The sequence below is a fragment of the Bailinhaonella thermotolerans genome (genome assembly GCF_003594875.1).
GTDB lineage: Bacteria > Actinomycetota > Actinomycetes > Streptosporangiales > Streptosporangiaceae > Bailinhaonella > Bailinhaonella thermotolerans.
In genome coordinates, this window is sequence record NZ_QZEY01000016.1 from 186,035 (window position 1) to 200,948 (window position 14,914).

Sequence of the window (14,914 nt, forward strand, 5' to 3'; positions counted from 1 at the left end):
CCGCCGGGTCCGCCCGGTCCGGCCGGTCCGCTCGTGCCACCGCCCGGTCCGCTCCTGTCGCTGCCGCGCTCGCTCGTGCCGCCGTACGGCCCCCTGCCGCGCTCCGCTGGTGCCGTACGGCCACCTGGCCGGTATTTCGGGTGATTCATTATGAAGATCCGGATAAGCCGGAAACACCGCTGGAAACGCGCCGGAAAAAGGCATGGGCGGATTGTCGGTGGAGGCGGCTAGGGTCGGCGGTGTCATGGGCATGGGCGGGCCCGGGAGCGGGCTGATCGGCAGGGAGCACCCCGCGGCGTTGCTGCGGGGTGAGGTGGAGCGGGCGGTGGCCAGCCACGGGGGGCTGGTGCTCGTCGCGGGAGAGGCCGGGATCGGCAAGACCACGCTCGTCGGGAGCGCCTGCGAGGAGGCGCGGCGGCTCGGGGCGCTGGTCCTGGGCGGGGCGTGCTGGCACTCGGACAACGCGCCCGGCTACTGGCCGTGGACGCAGGTCCTGCGCGGGCTGCGGCGGGGCGCGACCGGCGAGGAGTGGACGGCGGCGGAGGAGGCCGGCGGCGACGGCCTCGCGCGCGTGCTGGGTGAGCCCGGCGGCGAGCTCGACGCGGACGCGGACGCCTTCCGGCTGTCCGACGGGGTGACCAACGCCCTGGTCGCCGTGTCGCAGCGCCGCCCGGTGGTGGTGGTCCTGGAGGACCTGCACTGGGCGGACGCCGCCTCGCTGCGGCTGCTGGAGTTCGCGGCGCAGCACACGTGGTTCGAGCGGGTGCTGCTGGTGGGGACCTACCGCGACGCTGAGGTGGAGACCGACGGGCATCCGCTGGGTCCCGCGCTGCTGCCGCTCACCTCCCGGGCGACCACGATCACGCTGACCGGGCTCGGCCCCGCCGAGGTCGGCGCCCTGATGGCGCGCACGGCGGGGCAGGAGCCGACGGACGCGCAGGTGGCCGAGGTGCACCGCCGCACCGGCGGCAACCCGTTCTTCGTCGAGCAGACGGTGCGGCTGTGGCGCAGCGGCGGGTCGTTCGCCGCGCTCGCGCCCGGGGTGCGCGACACGCTCGCGCGGCGGCTGGCGCTGCTGCCGTCGCGGGTCGTGGAGCTGCTGACCGCCGCCGCCGTGATCGGGCGGGAGTTCCACCGGCAGGTGCTCGCCGCCGCCGCCTCGGTGCCCGTGGCCCACGCCGACCGGCTGCTCCAGCAGGCGGTGGCCGCCCGGCTCGTGATGGCCGGCGAGGGCGGCACGTTCGCGTTCGCCCACGACCTGGTGCGCGAGACCCTCTACGACCGCCTCGACGAGGAGGGCCGGGCGGAGCGCCACGCCGCCGTCGCCCGAGCCCTCGCGGAGGCACCCGGCACGGCCGAGCCCGCCGAACTGGCCCGGCACGCGTACCTCGCGGTGGACCGCCTCGGCCGGGAGCACGCCGTCGAGGCCCTGCTCGCGGCGGCCCGGACCGCGCGCCGGCGGGCGGCGGACGAAGAGGCCATCGGCCACTACCGCCGGGCGCTGGAGCTGACCGACGACCCCCAGCGGCGGCTGCCGATCGAGCTGGATCTGGGACGGCAGCTCCTCCACGCCGGCGACGCGGCCGGGGCCGTGCGTTCCTTCGACGCGGCGGCCGAGCTGGCCAGGGAGCTCGGCGACCCCGGGCTGCTGGCCCGCGTGGCGCTCGCCCGCTACCAGGGGACCGCCTACTCCGGCCTGGCCCCGCGCCCGGACCTGCTCCGCGAGGCGCTGGCCGCGCTCGGCCGCCCTGCCGAGGGCGCCGACGAGCAACTCGCCCGCGACCTGGCGTTCCAGGTGACGCTGCTGGCGCGGCGCACCGGCGACGACGAGACCCTGACCTACGGCCTGTGGGCCCACCACGACACCATCTGGGGCCCGGGCACGGCGGGACAGCGGGTCGCGCTGACCGAGGAGATCCTGGAGGTGGCCGGGCGCACCGGCGACACGGGGGCCGAGCACTTCGCCGGGGCGCTGGTCTGGGTGGCGATGGTGGAGAACGACGACCCCCGCTACCTCCGCCGGTTCCGCGACTACGCCGCCCGTGACACCGAGCCCCAGATGGGCCCGGCCGTGCTCGTGGACCGCAGCATCATCGCGGCCTTCACCGGCCGCCTCGACGAGGCCGAGCGCCTGCTCGACGAGAGCTACGAGGCGTGCGACGCCGAGGAGCACCAGCACCTGGCGGGCATGCTCGACCAGCACCGCTGGGCCGTCCTCATGCTCCAGGGCCGGTTCGACGAGGCCGCCGAGGTGCACCCGGGCCTGCTCTCCGGGCGTCACTACTGCCCCAGCGTGCTCATCGCCCTGACCGAGCTGCGCCGCGGCGACACCGGCCCCGCCCTGCGCCGGCTGTCCGAGGGCGCCCCCCGCGGCCGCATCGCCCACGGCCTGTGGCTCCGCCTGCTCGCCGAGACGGCCGCCGCCACCGCCGACCCCGCCCTGTGCGCGGAGGCCCGCGCCGAGCTCCGGCCGTACCTCGGGCAGTGGGCCGTCTCCCTCTACGGCTGGGACCTGAGCGGCCCCATGACCCTGTACGACGGCATCGTCGCCGCGGCCCAGGGGCAGTGGGACGACGCCGTCGCCTCGCTCACGGCCGCGACCGCCTCGGCCGACCGCATGGGCGCGCGCCCCTGGGCCGCCGAGGCCCGCCTCCACCTCGTCCAGGCGCTCCTGGCCCGCGCCGCCCCCGGGGACGCCGCCGAGGCCGCCCGCCTCCTCGCCGCCCTCGAACCCGAGGCCGCCGCCCTGGGCATGCGCCACGTCCTGGCCCGCCTCCCGAGCGTCCGCCTCGCCCTCGACCACCAGCGGGCCCTGGTCGCCACCGCGCCCCAGGACGCGCCGGGCTCCGATGGCCGGGGTGAGGCCGGGCCGGAAGACGGGGACCCGGATCCCGCGCGGGCGGCGGCGCACCCCGCGCTCTCCCGGGCGGGAGCCGCACTCTCCGGAGGCGAGGTGCGTCCGGCCGAGCGGGCCGCGCCTGCCGTGCCTGACGGGGACGGGCGTCCTGCGGCGGGCGAGGCCGCCACGGCCGTACGCCACGGGGACGCCGGGGCGCCGGCCGGGGCGCGGATGGAGGCCCGGACGGAGGCCCGGACGGAGGTCGGGAAGGGGGAGGCGGGCCCGGGGGCCGGGCCGGATTCCGCGGAAGCGGGCGAAACCGCGTCCGCCGTGAGCCGTGGAGAGACCCGGGGCGGGACGGAGCCCGGGGGCGGGGAGTTCCGGCGGGACGGGCCGGTGTGGGCGTTGCGGTACGCCGGGCGGACCGTGCACATGCCCGACGCCAAGGGCCTGCGTGACCTGCACTACCTCCTCGGCCGTCCGGGCGCGGACGTGCCCGCCGCGCGCCTGGCCGACCCCGAGGGCGGCGAGACGGTCGCGGCGGCGCGGTCCATGGGCGGCGACCCGATGCTGGACGACGAGGCCAAGGCGAGATACCGCCGCCGCCTGGAGCATCTCGACGAGGAGATCGACCGCGCCGTCGAACTCGGCGACGACCGCCGGGCCGCCGAGTTCGACCGGGAGCGCGAAGCCCTCCTGGCCGAGCTGCGCACCGCCGCCGGCCTCGGCGGGCGCACCCGCAGGCTGGGCGACGAGGCCGAACGCGCCCGCAAGACCGTCACCGCCCGGATCCGCGACACCCTCCGCAAGCTGGACCGCCTCCACCCCGACCTGGCCGCCCACCTGCGCGGGGCCGTCTCCACCGGCGCCACCTGCCGCTACCAGCCCTCCCGCCCCACCACCTGGCGCCTCTGACCCCCTGGCCCGGTACGGCCCGCCGCCGCGCCCGAGGGAGCCGTACGCCCGCCGGAGCCGTACGCGCGCGGGAGCCGTACGCCGGGGGAAACGCGGAAGGCTCCCCGGGCCCTGGGCGGGCGGGGGAGCCTTGCGGGGGTGACGGTCACTTGCGGTTGTACAGGCGCATCGTGAGGGTGCCGAAGACGGCGATCAGGACCAGGGCCGCGACGAGGACCAGGGTGAGGGCCCCGGTGTCGGGCTTGCCGGCCATGAGCGACCGGATGGCGCTGACCAGGTGCGAGACGGGGTTGGCGTTCACGAAGTACTGGAGCCAGGTGGGCATCGTCTTCGGGTTGACGAAGATGTTGCTCAGGAAGGTCAGCGGGAACAGCACCATCATCGACACGCCCATGACGCTCTTCTCGCTGCGCAGGAGCAGGCCGAACATCGTCCAGATCCACGAGAAGGCGAACGAGTAGCCGATCAGCACGGCGATGCCGAGGACGACGCCGACGACGCCGCCGCTGGGGCGGAAGCCGAGGATGAGGCCCACCGTGAGCATGACCAGCGAGGCGATGGTGTAGCGGAGCATGTCGCCGAGCAGGTAGCCGACCATGGGCGCGGGCCGCCAGATCGGGAGCGTGCGGAACCGGTCGAACACGCCCTTCTCGATGTCGGTGTTGACCGCGACGCCGGTGTACATCGTGATCATGATGATGCTCTGCGCCATCAGGCCGGGCAGGACGTACTGCAGGTAGTTCGTCGTGGAGCCGGCCAGCGCCCCGCCGAAGAGGTAGGTGAACAGCAGCGTCATCATGATCGGGAACGCCGTCACGTCGAAGAGCTGCTCGGGCACGTGCTTGATCTTGAGCATCGCGCGCCAGCCGAAGGTGACGGACGCGGACCAGGCGCTCGGCCGCGGCGGGCGCTCACCCCGCGTGAGCACCGCGGCCAGGGTCTCCGGCGCGGGGACGTAGCTCGTGGTGGTCTCGGTGGCGGTGGTGCTCATGCCGCGTTCTCCTCGATGGTGGCGGGGCGGTCGGTCAGGGCCAGGAAGACCTCGTCCAGGCTGGGCTGGCCGAGGGCGAAGTCGTCGACGGTGATGCCGTCGGCGGCGAGTTCGGCCAGGGCGCGGGCGGCGCGCTCGGCGGCGGCCTGGTCGTCGCCGGCCTCGGCGATCCGGGCGGTCAGCGCCACCGGGTCCGCCTCCAGGTGCACGGGCGCGTTCAGCTCGCGCGACAGCACCCGCTGGGCCTGCTCGCGCTGCGCCGCGTCGCGCAGCCGCACGTGCACCGAGCCGGCGCCGATGGACGCCTTGAGCTGGCCCGGCGTGCCCTCGGCGATCAGCCTGCCGTGGTCGATCACCGCGATGCGGCTCGCCAGCCGGTCGGCCTCGTCGAGGTACTGCGTGGTCAGCAGCACGGTCGTGCCCTGGGCGACGACGATGCGCACGATGTCCCACACCTGGTTGCGGCTGCGGGGGTCCAGCCCGGTCGTGGGCTCGTCGAGGAACAGCAGGTCGGGGGTGTTCAGGATGCTCGCGGCGATGTCGATCCGCCGCCGCATGCCGCCGGAGTAGTTCTTCACCTGCCGGTCGGCCGCGTCGGTCAGCCCGAACGCCTCCAGCAACTGCGCGCCCCGGTCCCGCGCCGCCGGCTTCTTGTAGCCCTGGAGCCGGGCGAGCAGGATCAGGTTCTCCATACCGGTGAGGTCCTCGTCCACCGAGGCGTACTGACCGGTGAGGCTCACGCGCCGCCGTACCTCGTCGGCGTCCTTCACCACGTCGCGCCCGAACACGCGGGCCTCGCCGCCGTCCGGCCGGAGCAGCGTGGCCAGCATGCGCACGGCCGTGGTCTTGCCCGCGCCGTTCGGCCCGAGCACGCCGTACACCGTGCCCGCGGGCACTCTCAGGTCCAGGCCGTCCACCGCCCGGTTCTCCCCGAACACCTTCACCAGGCCGGACGTCTCCACCGCCAGCTCAGTCATGGTCCTTCCCTTCCGTTCCCTGTCCATCGATGTGGTACGGCGCCCCGCCGCCGCTCTCGTCGCGCGTGTGGTGCGGCGGGTCCGCCGCGGGATGGGTCATGAGACGTACGGCCGGCGGTCGCGGGCGGCGCGCAGCGCCAGGCCCCACCAGGTGAGCTGGTCGAGCATGGCCTCGCCCGCCCGGACCTGGGCGTCCGTGCCCCGGGGGCGGCCGGACCCGTCCACCCCGTCCCCCAGCAGGTCCAGCGCGATCCCGTCCCGCATCGTCACCATGTGCAACTCGGTGAAGACCACCCGCAGGTGCTCCATGACGTACATGCCCACCGAACCGCACCCATACGTCACCAGCCCGGCCGGCTTGGCCCGCCACTCGTCGTAGGCGAAGTCGATCGCCTGCTTGAGCGAGGCGGGAAGGCTGCGGTTGTACTCGGGGCTGACGACGACGAAGGCCTCGGCCTCCGCGACGCGCCGCGCGAACGCCCGCATGGCCTCGGTGGCCTCCTCCGGATATCGCCCGGGGAAGTCGAACTCCGCCAGGTCCAGCACGGAGACCTCCAGCCCCGGCCGCTCCCGGGCGCGCTCGGCGACCCAGCCCCCGACCGAGGGGCAGACCCGCCCCTCGCGGGTGCTCCCGAGAAGCACCGCCACCTTCAACGGCGTCTCTCCCACGACGCTCACCTCCTCCCGGCCTCTCACCCCGAAGGCGCGAGAAGAGATCCGGCCCCCGCTAGATCCGGTCTAGCGGGGGCCGCGAGTTCCGCGAGGTCCGCCATGGCGGCCCCGGCCCCGGCCCCGGAGCCCGTGGCGGCGGGCCGGGCCGGTGGGCCGGGTCAGGTGGCGAACCAGGAGGTGGCCAGGGCGTCCAGGGTGCGGGGCCCGGGGACGGGGAGCAGGCCGAGGTACCAGTCGAGGCTGCTGTACCGGTGCAGGAGGGTGTGCGCGAGGAAGCGGCGGCGCAGGTCGTCGTCCAGGTCCGCCGGGCGGTGGCCGTACGCCAGCAGGAGCGTGCGCAGGAACCCGGCGTCACCGGCGGCGACGAAGATCCCGACGGCGGCGAACTCGTACTCGCGGTCGCCGCGCATCGCCGGCTCGAAGTCGAACAGGCCGGTGAGCCGCCACCCTCCGGGCCCGTCCGCGACGAGGAGGTGCTCGCGCATGATCTCGGTGTGGAGCAGGACCGGCGGGGTGTCGCACAGCGGCACGGCGTCGAGGAAGCCGGGGACCTGCCGCACCCACTCCTCGGCGAGCCCGTCCGCGCGATGGTGCGCCTCGGCGTTCTCGCGCCGCCCCTCGATCCAGGCGGTCCAGTCCGGCGGCCCCAGTTCGGGCGCGGGGATCTCGTGCAGCGCCGCCAGGGTCTCGCCGAGGGCGCCCGCGAGCCGGAGGCGGTCGCCGCGCGGGATCTCGTCCCACACGTCCGCGAGCCCGAGCCCGGTGAGCCGGTCCATGAGCACGTACGCCCACCCGTCGAACTCCCCGGCCTCCCGGACGGCGGGCACCGGCACCGGCAGCCGCCCGCCCACGGCCGACAGCGCCGCCGTCTCGGTCGCGGCGTCCTCGCGGTGGATCGGCGGGAACAGCTTCAGCACCAGGTCGCCGCCCACGCCGTACACGGGCTGCGTCCCGGTCGCGAACCGCTCGACCTCCCGCCCGCGCACCCCCAGCCGCCGCAGCAGCGCGTCCACCCCGGGCCGCAACGCCTTCTCATCCCGCCGCACGGCATCGAACGCGGCCCCGTCCGCCACCCGGGGCAGCGACCCCTCACCAGTCATGACCGCCCAACCTAGACACCCCCGCCCCCACTCCTCAACGGATTAACCCGTGACCTCCCGGCGGGCGTACGGCGATCGCGGGCGCGGGGGCCGGGTCTTCCCGTCGTGATCTCGCGAACCCGCACCGCCGCCAGGCCTCCCCGCCGGGCCCCGCGTGGCGCCGGCGTGGGGGCGGGATCGCGAGATCACGACCGGGGGACGCGGGGGTTTGGGCTGGTGGGGGTGTTCGAAGGGCGAATCGAACGCGGTGGGGGTGATCACCCTGATACGGTCTGTCCGGTTCTGAGGATTCCGCGGGATATCGGTCAGGGGGTACGGCCCGGATGAAGCTGCGGGAGCGGGTTCGGTACTGGTTCGATCGCACGATGGACCGGGGGACTCCGGCGCTCATCGGGTGGCTGGGGCTGCTCTCCGCCGGGATGATCATTCTGGTCGCCGGGCTGACCTGGCTCTTCGCCCGGGACGACGCGTACGCCGGGATGGCCGAGCAGGACCACTCGTGGTGGCGGCTGCTGTGGATCAACCTGATGCGGGCCATGGACCCCGGGGCCGTCGCCGGGGACTCCGGCGGCGTGGTGTTCCTCGGGCTGATGCTGCTGATCAGCCTGGGCGGGATCTTCATCATGAGCTCGCTGATCGGCGTCCTCACGACCGGCCTGGAGAACCGGATCTTCGAGCTGCGCAAGGGCCGCTCCCGCCTGGTCGAGCACGGCCACACCGTGCTCCTCGGCTGGTCGGATCAGGTCTTCACGATGGCGGCCGAGCTGGTCAAGGCCAACCAGAGCGCCGGCCGGTCGTGCGTGGTCATCCTCGCGGACCGGGACAAGGTGCAGATGGAGGACGAGATCCGGGGCCGCCTCGGCGACACCGGCCGCACCCGGGTGATCTGCCGGTCCGGGAGCCCGCTCAACCGCTCCGACCTCGACCTCGTCAGCCTGGACACGGCCAAGTCGGTGATCGTGGTCTCGCCGCAGGGCGACACCCCGGACATCGACGTGATCAAGGCGCTGCTGCTGCTGAACAACCGCGAGTGGCCGCACGGCCGCCCGCACGTGGTCGCCGCCGTGCAGGACTCGGAGAACCTGGCCGCCGCCCGCCTCGCCGGCGGCCCCGACGCGCTGATCGTGGACGCCGACGACATCGCGGTGCGCCTGGTCGTCCAGTCGCACCGCCAGTCCGGCCTCTCCACGGTCTGCACCGACCTGCTGGACTTCGCCGGGAACGAGATCTACATGCGCCCCGAGCCCGCCCTGGTCGGTTCGACGTACGGCGAGGCGCTGGCGGCGTTCGAGCTCGGCAGCCTGATCGGGCTGCTCGGGCCGGGCGGCAAGGTGCGGCTGAACCCGCCGATGGACACGCGGGTCGAGGAGGGCGACGAGCTGATCCTGATCGCCGAGGACGACCTGCTGATCCGCCGCGCGGAGACGCCCGTGCCCCCGGTGCGCGAGGCGATGGTGGCCGGCAGGGACGTGCCCGACGCGCCGGACCGCACGCTGCTGCTCGGCTGGAACTCCCGCGCCCCGCGCATCATCGACCTGCTGGACCGGCTGGTCGAGCCGGGCTCGGTCGTGGACGTGGCGACGCCGCACCCGCCGGAGGGCGGCCTGGGCGACGGGCTCGCCACCCTGCGCATCGGGTACAAGCGCTGCGACCCGACCAGCCGCCGGGCCCTGGAGACCCTGGACCTGGGGTCGTACAACAACGTCGTGGTCATGGCCGACGACACGCTCGACCCGCGCCGGGCCGACGACCGCACCCTGGTCACGCTGCTGCACCTGCGCGACCTGGGCGAGCGGCTGGGCAACCCGTACGCGATCGTCAGCGAGATGAACGACGAGACCAACCGCGACGTCGCCCAGGTCACCCGCGCCGACGACTTCATCGTCAGCTCCAAGCTGATCAGCCTGCTGCTCACCCAGCTCGCCGAGAACCGGCACCTCAACGCGGTCTTCACGCGCCTGTTCGACCCGGCCGGCTCGGAGATCCACCTCAAGCCCGCCCGCCACTACGTGCTGCCCGGGGCCGAGGCCAACTTCGCCACGGTGATCGCGTCGGCGAGCGGGCGGGGCGAGACCGCGATCGGCTACCGCGTGCGCCGCCGCAGCGACGAGGCCCCCCACTACGGCGTCGTGCTCAACCCGCGCAAGGACGAGCCGCTGGTCTTCGCCGAGGACGACAGCGTGATCGTCCTCGCCGAGAACTGAGCCGCCCGCCGCCTCCCGCCGCCCGCTCCCGGCCGGGGTACGGCGGGGCGGCGGCGAACGCTCAGGACGCCTCGTCGTACGCCTCGGCCGTCAGGTCCAGGAGTTCGCCGTCCACGTCCTCGGGCCGGGTGAGCTTGAAGAAGTGCCAGGTGCGCCCCGCGGAGAACCGCAGGCTGCGCGACAGCAGCGGATGCGCGATCGGGCGCTCCAGCACCAGCGCCAGCGACAGGGAGCGCGCCTTCGGCCGTACCTCCGCGAACTTGCGGGCGGACTTGAGGAACACGCCGACGCCCACCGCGTCCTCGTGCACCGGCCCGAGCCCGTCGAGGAGCCGGTCGTAGATCTCGCGGTACGCCGGGGGCCAGGGCTCGAACACCTCGTCCACCGTGCATCCGGGCACGCACACGTGCGCCTGGCGCGCCCGCTCGAACTCCCGGTCGCAGCCGGGGCAGACCCACCGCTCCACGACGTCCATCCTCAGTCCCGCTGTGGGCGTGGGCCGTCGCCGTTCAGCCGCTGCTCGTCCTGGGCGCGCGCCTCACCCAGGGTGTCCCGGTGCGTGAACATCTCGATCAGGCCGTCGATCCGCATGTCGGCCTCGCTCGGATGCCGGAACCGCCGCGTCCTGTCGATGTTGTAGTGGTTGCGCCGCCCCACCCGGATCCGCGTCAGGTAGCCCGCCTCTTCGAGGTCGGACACGATGGACTGCGCGGCGCGCTCGGTGATCCCGATGGACGCCGCGATGTCGCGCAGGCGTACATTCGGATCCCGGGCGATCTCCAGCAGGACCCTGGCATGGTTGGTCAGGAAGGTCCATCGGGAGGCGGGGCGTCCGTCGAGGCTGTCCATGATCTCACCCTAGGAGTTTCCGGCCGGTAGTTCAGTGTCCACCGATCCGACCGAATACGTAAACCACTTCACGAAAGTCTTCCTGCGAAATATAATTCATGTATCCTAGGTGAGGCAATGTTGTTCGCGCCTTGGTTCCGACGCGTTGAGCCATGAGGGGAATGCATGATGATGCGGATCGCGGTCCTCGTCGGCACGACAGCCCTCGCAGCCGCCCAACCGGGCGTCTGAGGCTTCCCGGAGCCCACCGTGAGCGGCGACAAGTCGCTCGGTGACGGTCACCGTCCCGAGCGGATCGCGGATGCCTTCACCCGGCCCCTCTACGACGACGGCAGGTTGCGCGTCGTCCCGGTGAACGGCATGAGCCCTCCCCGGGTCCGCGTCATCGGCGAGATCGACATCACCAACAGCGTCGCCCTGGCCAAGGTGCTCCGCCAGGCCCGCGGCGACCGCGCGGTCGTGATCGCCGATGTCAGCGAGATCAGCTTCTCCGACGTGTCGGGCCTGCGCGTCCTCGCCCTGCCCGCGCTGCCGCCGTCGCGGCGCTGGATCCGCCTGGCCGCGGTCCCGCCCCATCTCGTCCGGCTGCTGCACATGATCGGCTGGCCCACCGACCCCGGCGCCTCCCCCGCCCCGCCGTACGGCTGACGCCCCGACCGCCGGGGCGGCACGGCCGGCGCGCCGGCGGTCAGTCGGCGGCGGGGGCGCCGTTCTCCCAGCGGAGGATGTCGCCGGGCTGGCAGTCGAGGGCCTCGCAGAGCGCGGCCAGGGTCGTGAAGCGCACGGCCTTGGCGCGGCCGTTCTTGAGGACCGCCAGGTTGGCGGGGGTGATGCCGACGCGCTCCGCGAGCTCGCCCACCGACATCTTCCGCTTGGCCAGCATCACGTCGATGTCGACGATGATCGGCATCAGATCACCTCGTCCAGCTCCGCCCGCATCCGCGCCGCCTCGGCGTCGGTCGCGACCGCCTGGGCCAGCAGCATGCGCAGCACGAGCACGACGAGCGCGACCGCCAGGACCGCCAGGCTGACCCCGCAGATCAGCAGGACGATACCGGGGGCGACGGCCTCCCCGGGCGCCAGGAGCACCGCCAGCGCGAACACCACGAGCGCCGCCGCCACGAAGGCGCCGATCACGACGTTGACGTAGCGGAAGGCGGCGTGCGAGAAGACGGTCCCCCGCCGCACCATGGTCACGAGCCGCCACACGCAGACCAGCACGACCTGCCCCGTGACGATCCCCAGCAGGAAGATCACGATCAGCGGCACGCGCAGGTAGGCGTACTCGCCCGCCAGGTCCTCCAGATCGGCCGCCAGCAGCGGCACCATCACCGCCTGCACGAACACCGACCCCCCGAGCAGCGCCGCGAGCACCACCCGCAGCGCCAGCACCGTCACCTTCCCCATCGCCCCTCCCTCGATCGATTCACGATTGAAATCTATCGATTTTCGATAGGTGGAGCAAGAGGGGCGGGGACGAGATGGTTGAGGGCCTGGTCATGATCTTGTGATTCCGCGCCCTGGCGGACACCGCCCGAGACCTCGGCGTCAATGGGGGCGGCGCGGAACCGCGAAATCACGACGGGGTGACGTCAGGGGTGCCGTCAGGGGCGGGGGCGAGGTGGGCGAGGAAGGCCTGGGCGGCGGGGTTGCGGGGGACGGGGGCCCGGCCGGCCAGGGAGACCCGGCGGGGCGGGGTGGGCTGGCGGATGGTGACGCAGGGGAGGCCGTGGCGTTCGCCGATGCGGCGGGGGACGATGGCGATGCCCAGACCGGACCGGACCAGCTCGACCAGGAGGTCGGTCTGGGTGACCTCGCAGGTGATGCGTCGGTGGAGCCCGCAGTCGGCCGCGCGCCGCCGTACGGCCAGCTCCACGCCGGTGCCCTCACGGAAGTCCACGAAGGACTCCTCGCCCAGCTCGGACAGGTAGGCGTGGCCGGCGGTGGCCAGCGGGTGGTCCGGCGAGGTGATCAGGACCAGCTCGTCCTCCCAGGTGGCGTACACGGCCAGGCCCTCGGGCGGCTCGATCCCGTCCAGGTCGACGAAGGCCAGGTCCAGTTCGCGCGCCAGCAGGCCGTCCAGCAGCTCGCCGACCGTCGCGTCGCGCACGGAGATCTGCACGCCGGGCTGCTCGCGCTGGAACGCCGCCAGCTCCGCGGCCAGATCTACGCTGGTCAGCGTCTGGATGGTGCCGATCACCAGCCGTCCGGCGGCGAGGCCGGTGACGGCGGCGACCGCGTCCTTGGCGGCCTCGGCGTCGGCCAGCAGCGCGCGGGCGGCCGGCAGCAGCGACAGCCCCGCCGGGGTGAGCACCGGCCGCCGCCCGGTCCGCTCGAACAGCTCGGCCCCGAGCTCGCGCTCCAGCTTCCGGATGGACGTGCTCAGCGCCGACTGCACGATCAGCTCGGCGCGGGCGGCGGCGGTGAAGCTGCCGTGCGTCGCGACGGCCACGAAATGCCTGAGTTGCCGGATCTCCACGTATCTACACTAGAGATAGGCGCCAGCACTTCTATGCGTTGGATCGATGGCGGCCCTCAGGTCCATCCTGAACCCATGAACCACGTGCCACCGTTCTGGAGCGCGGCGTACGCCCCCCGCAGAGGCCCCCTCACCCGCGTCCTCGCCCGCGCCGCGATCCGCCTGTCCGCCTTCGTCCGCGCGCTGGCCCAGGCGGACCACCACACCTTCGCCTCCTTCTGACCGGCCCCGAGGCAGGCCCTCGCTCCCCTCCGTCCGGGCGGCTTGTGGTGGTCCGCGGTAGCCGTACCGGATGGGGTGGAAGGGGTGTTCGATGGTGATCGGTCGTGGAGTGTCCGGGGGCTCTGGTAGGACTGGGGCACTTGTCGGCCCGTCCTGAGGAATCCCCCGATGCCCCACGAGCGTTTGGACACCTATTTCGGCCTGCCCGTCCAGCAGTTCTACCGAGAGCACCTGGAGGAGGACGAGCCGCCGGCCGGGAGCGACGAGCCCGGGGCGTACGCCTGGCGGCTCGGCGACGCCTACGAGGACGAGCTCGACGAGGACGAGGACGGCTACGACTTCGGGAAGCTGCTCGAGGGGTTCGCCGGGGCCGTCGACGTGGGCTCGGTGCGGGCGCTCGTCATCGGGTGGTGGGGGCCGGGCTGGGAGGAGAACACCTCGGAGGCCGCGGTGAAGGCGCTGGCCGCGATGGCCGGCCGGATGCCCGAGCTCCGCGCCGTCTTCCTCGGCGAGATGACCTCGGGGGACTCGGAGATCTCCTGGATCGAGCACGGGGACGTCACGCCGCTGCTGGAGGCGTTCCCGAGACTGGAACGGCTGGACGTCCGGGGGAGCAGCGGGTTGCGGCTTCGGCCCGTGCGGCATGAGGCCCTGCGCACCCTGCGGTTCGAGTCCGGTGGGCTGCCCGGGCACGTCGTGCGCGCGGTGGGCGAGTGCGAGCTGCCGGCGCTGGAGCACCTGGAGCTGTGGCTCGGCGTGGCGAACTACGGCGGCGACTGCTCCGACGAGGACCTGCGCGGCGTGCTCGCGGGCGAGGGGCTGCCCGCGTTGCGGCACCTGGGCCTGCAGGACAGCGAACGGCAGGACGAGATCGCCGCGCTCGCCGCGGCCGCCCCGGTGGTGGCCCGGCTGGAATCCCTCAGCCTGTCCATGGGCACCCTGGGCGACGAGGGCGCCGAGGCGCTGCTCTCCGGCCAGCCCCTCACCCACCTCGCCCGCCTGGACCTGTCGAACCACTACTTCAGCGAGGGCATGGCCGAGCGCCTGCGCGCCGCCCTCCCCGGGGTCGAGCTGACCATGACCCCCGGCACGACCTACGACTGGAACGTGGGCGGCCGCTACGTGGAGGTCTCCGAGTGACCGCCCACGACCCCGTGACCCACGCCCTCGGCCGGTACCCGGAGGGCGTGGAGGGCGTCTACGACACCTACGCCGGCCTGCCGGTCACGGGCATCTCCGACCTCGGCCCTGACGGCGAGCCGCCCAGCGCCGCGGACCACGCCTGGAGGCTGTGGGACTACCTGGAGTACGGCGCGAAGGACGGCGTCGCCGAGTCCGTGCGGCGCTTCTTCGGCGAGGTGGACACGCGGAGGGTCCGCGCCGTCGTCGTCCCGGAGTACACCGGCAGGGGCGGGAGCCTGGGCGACGCAGTACGGCTGCTCGCCGAGCACGCGGACGATCTCCCCGAGCTGCGCGCGGTGTTCCTGGGAGCCGTGCGGGGCGACATGTACCAGATCTCCTGGATCGAGCACGGGGACGTGACACCACTGCTGGAGGCGTTCCCGAAGCTGGAACGGCTGGAGGTGTGCGGCAACAGCCAGGAGGGGCTGCGGCTGCGGCCCGTACGGCATGACGCCCTGCGGATGCTCCGCTTCGAGTCGGGCGG

General features: G+C 73.6%; 14 protein-coding genes and 1 pseudogene. 6 read left to right on the plus strand and 9 right to left on the minus strand.

The features are described 5' to 3' along the window. The first annotated feature begins 217 nt into the window (after positions 1 to 217). Positions 218 to 3,754: an ATP-binding protein gene (locus D5H75_RS30890; protein ID WP_202638660.1), complete on the plus strand. Its 3,537-nt coding sequence runs from the start codon at positions 218 to 220 to the stop codon at positions 3,752 to 3,754. Between the two features lie 145 nt (positions 3,755 to 3,899). On the opposite strand, the gene D5H75_RS30895 is transcribed toward D5H75_RS30890, so the two are convergent. From D5H75_RS30895 to D5H75_RS30910, 4 genes are all read right to left on the minus strand, one after another. After that, the gene (locus tag D5H75_RS30895; RefSeq protein WP_119930096.1) at positions 3,900 to 4,745 is read right to left on the minus strand and encodes an ABC transporter permease; all 846 of its coding nucleotides are present in this window, start codon (positions 4,743 to 4,745) and stop codon (positions 3,900 to 3,902) included. After that, positions 4,742 to 5,722: an ATP-binding cassette domain-containing protein gene (locus D5H75_RS30900; protein WP_119930097.1), complete on the minus strand. Its 981-nt coding sequence runs from the start codon at positions 5,720 to 5,722 to the stop codon at positions 4,742 to 4,744. Before D5H75_RS30900 ends, D5H75_RS30895 begins: the two co-directional genes overlap by 4 nt. A gap of 96 nt (positions 5,723 to 5,818) precedes the next feature. Next, a complete protein-coding gene (locus D5H75_RS30905; protein WP_119930098.1) occupies positions 5,819 to 6,400 on the minus strand; it encodes an NADPH-dependent FMN reductase in 582 nt (193 codons plus the stop codon). 152 nt (positions 6,401 to 6,552) lie between these two features. Next, on the minus strand, positions 6,553 to 7,494 hold the full coding sequence (locus tag D5H75_RS30910; protein WP_119930099.1) for a phosphotransferase family protein: 942 nt from the start codon (positions 7,492 to 7,494) through the stop codon (positions 6,553 to 6,555). 365 nt (positions 7,495 to 7,859) lie between these two features. On the opposite strand from D5H75_RS30910, the gene D5H75_RS30915 reads away from it, so the two are divergent. After that, positions 7,860 to 9,698 carry a CASTOR/POLLUX-related putative ion channel gene (locus D5H75_RS30915; protein WP_242454625.1) on the plus strand — a complete coding sequence of 613 codons (1,839 nt, stop codon included), beginning with the start codon at positions 7,860 to 7,862 and terminating at the stop codon, positions 9,696 to 9,698. A 61-nt stretch (positions 9,699 to 9,759) separates the two neighbouring features. Here D5H75_RS30915 and D5H75_RS30920 read toward each other — a convergent pair whose 3' ends face one another. Further along, a complete protein-coding gene (locus D5H75_RS30920) occupies positions 9,760 to 10,164 on the minus strand; it encodes a DUF5655 domain-containing protein (RefSeq protein ID WP_119930124.1) in 405 nt (134 codons plus the stop codon). An 11-nt stretch (positions 10,165 to 10,175) separates the two neighbouring features. Further along, positions 10,176 to 10,547, minus strand: a complete 372-nt coding sequence (locus tag D5H75_RS30925; protein WP_119930101.1) for a helix-turn-helix transcriptional regulator — start codon at positions 10,545 to 10,547, stop codon at positions 10,176 to 10,178. Between the two features lie 249 nt (positions 10,548 to 10,796). Here D5H75_RS30925 and D5H75_RS30930 point away from each other — a divergent pair, with 249 nt between their 5' ends. Beyond that, positions 10,797 to 11,195: an STAS domain-containing protein gene (locus tag D5H75_RS30930; protein WP_119930102.1), complete on the plus strand. Its 399-nt coding sequence runs from the start codon at positions 10,797 to 10,799 to the stop codon at positions 11,193 to 11,195. 40 nt (positions 11,196 to 11,235) lie between these two features. On the opposite strand, the gene D5H75_RS30935 is transcribed toward D5H75_RS30930, so the two are convergent. The 3 genes from D5H75_RS30935 to D5H75_RS30945 all read right to left on the minus strand — a co-directional run bounded on the left by D5H75_RS30935 (position 11,236) and on the right by D5H75_RS30945 (position 13,026). Further along, entirely contained in the window at positions 11,236 to 11,457 is a 222-nt protein-coding gene (locus D5H75_RS30935) for a helix-turn-helix domain-containing protein (RefSeq protein WP_119930103.1), read from the minus strand. Continuing rightward, positions 11,457 to 11,954, minus strand: a complete 498-nt coding sequence (locus tag D5H75_RS30940; RefSeq protein WP_119930104.1) for a DUF2975 domain-containing protein — start codon at positions 11,952 to 11,954, stop codon at positions 11,457 to 11,459. The genes D5H75_RS30935 and D5H75_RS30940 overlap by 1 nt, the downstream gene beginning before the upstream one ends. A 169-nt stretch (positions 11,955 to 12,123) precedes the next feature. Continuing rightward, positions 12,124 to 13,026 (minus strand): LysR family transcriptional regulator, encoded by a 903-nt coding sequence (locus D5H75_RS30945; protein WP_119930105.1) that lies wholly within the window; start codon positions 13,024 to 13,026, stop codon positions 12,124 to 12,126. Positions 13,027 to 13,101: 75 nt separating this feature from the next. On the opposite strand from D5H75_RS30945, the gene D5H75_RS42070 reads away from it, so the two are divergent. The 3 genes and pseudogenes from D5H75_RS42070 to D5H75_RS30955 all read left to right on the plus strand — a co-directional run. Continuing rightward, positions 13,102 to 13,248 carry a hypothetical protein gene (locus D5H75_RS42070; RefSeq protein ID WP_202638662.1) on the plus strand — a complete coding sequence of 49 codons (147 nt, stop codon included), beginning with the start codon at positions 13,102 to 13,104 and terminating at the stop codon, positions 13,246 to 13,248. A 168-nt stretch (positions 13,249 to 13,416) separates the two neighbouring features. Continuing rightward, the gene (locus D5H75_RS30950; RefSeq protein ID WP_119930106.1) at positions 13,417 to 14,388 is read left to right on the plus strand and encodes an STM4015 family protein; all 972 of its coding nucleotides are present in this window, start codon (positions 13,417 to 13,419) and stop codon (positions 14,386 to 14,388) included. Beyond that, positions 14,385 to 14,914, plus strand: a pseudogene (locus D5H75_RS30955) (hypothetical protein); the annotation flags it as partial. The gene D5H75_RS30950 and the pseudogene D5H75_RS30955, both read left to right, overlap by 4 nt.

Coding starts and splice junctions, on each gene's coding strand:
- D5H75_RS42070 (WP_202638662.1), top strand. CDS start 13,102: ATGAACCACGTGCCACCGTTCTGGAGCGCGGCGTACGCCCCCCGCAGA.
- D5H75_RS30940 (WP_119930104.1), bottom strand. CDS start 11,954: ATGGGGAAGGTGACGGTGCTGGCGCTGCGGGTGGTGCTCGCGGCGCTG.
- D5H75_RS30935 (WP_119930103.1), bottom strand. CDS start 11,457: ATGCCGATCATCGTCGACATCGACGTGATGCTGGCCAAGCGGAAGATG.
- D5H75_RS30910 (WP_119930099.1), bottom strand. CDS start 7,494: ATGACTGGTGAGGGGTCGCTGCCCCGGGTGGCGGACGGGGCCGCGTTC.
- D5H75_RS30915 (WP_242454625.1), top strand. CDS start 7,860: ATGGACCGGGGGACTCCGGCGCTCATCGGGTGGCTGGGGCTGCTCTCC.
- D5H75_RS30925 (WP_119930101.1), bottom strand. CDS start 10,547: ATGGACAGCCTCGACGGACGCCCCGCCTCCCGATGGACCTTCCTGACC.
- D5H75_RS30895 (WP_119930096.1), bottom strand. CDS start 4,745: ATGAGCACCACCGCCACCGAGACCACCACGAGCTACGTCCCCGCGCCG.
- D5H75_RS30900 (WP_119930097.1), bottom strand. CDS start 5,722: ATGACTGAGCTGGCGGTGGAGACGTCCGGCCTGGTGAAGGTGTTCGGG.
- D5H75_RS30950 (WP_119930106.1), top strand. CDS start 13,417: ATGCCCCACGAGCGTTTGGACACCTATTTCGGCCTGCCCGTCCAGCAG.